The sequence below is a fragment of the Variovorax sp. FW305-3-2-15-B-LB1 genome (assembly GCF_058787635.1).
Window position 1 is genome coordinate 1 of sequence record NZ_JBYSZY010000120.1, and the last position, 770, is coordinate 770.

Here is a 770-nt window from a genome sequence, read left to right on the forward strand (position 1 = left end):
GACCGTGACGGCAAGATCTGGATGGACGGCGAACTCGTGGACTGGCGCGACGCCAAGATCCACGTGCTGAGCCACACGCTGCACTACGGGTGCGGCGCCTTCGAGGGCGTGCGCGCCTACAAGACGGCCGACGGCAGCACGGCGATCTTCCGCCTGGCCGAGCACACCGAGCGCCTGTTCAACAGCGCCAAGATCCTGCGCATGAAGATCCCGTTCTCGCAGGAACAGCTGAACGAAGCCCAGAAGCAGGTCGTGCGCGAGAACAAGCTCGAAAGCTGCTACCTGCGCCCCCTGATCTGGATCGGCTCTGAGAAGCTGGGCGTGAGCCCCAAGGGCAACAAGATCCACGCCATGGTCGCGGCCTGGTCGTGGGGCGCCTACCTCGGCGAAGAAGGCATGCGCCGCGGCATCCGCGTGAAGACCTCGAGCTACACCCGCCACCACGTCAACATCACGATGACGCAGGCCAAGACGGTGAGCAACTACACCAACTCGATCCTCGCCAACATGGAAGCGCTGGACGACGGCTACGACGAAGCGCTGCTGCTCGACGCGAGCGGTTTCGTGTCCGAAGGCGCGGGCGAGAACGTGTTCGTGGTCAAGGGCGGCGTGGTCTACACGCCCGACCTGTCGGCCGGCGCCCTGAACGGCATCACGCGCAACACCATCCTGCACATCTGCAAGGACCTGGGCATCGAACTCGTGCAAAAGCGCATCACGCGCGACGAGGTGTACGTGGCCGACGAGGCCTTCTTCACCGGCACCGCCGC

Annotated in this window: 1 protein-coding gene; it reads left to right on the forward strand. The window is 64.9% G+C overall.

The window, feature by feature from the left end; all coding sequences use genetic code 11:
- A partial coding sequence (locus AC3WQR_RS31560) for a branched-chain amino acid transaminase (RefSeq protein ID WP_492745984.1) occupies positions 1-770 on the forward strand: 770 nt, incomplete at both ends.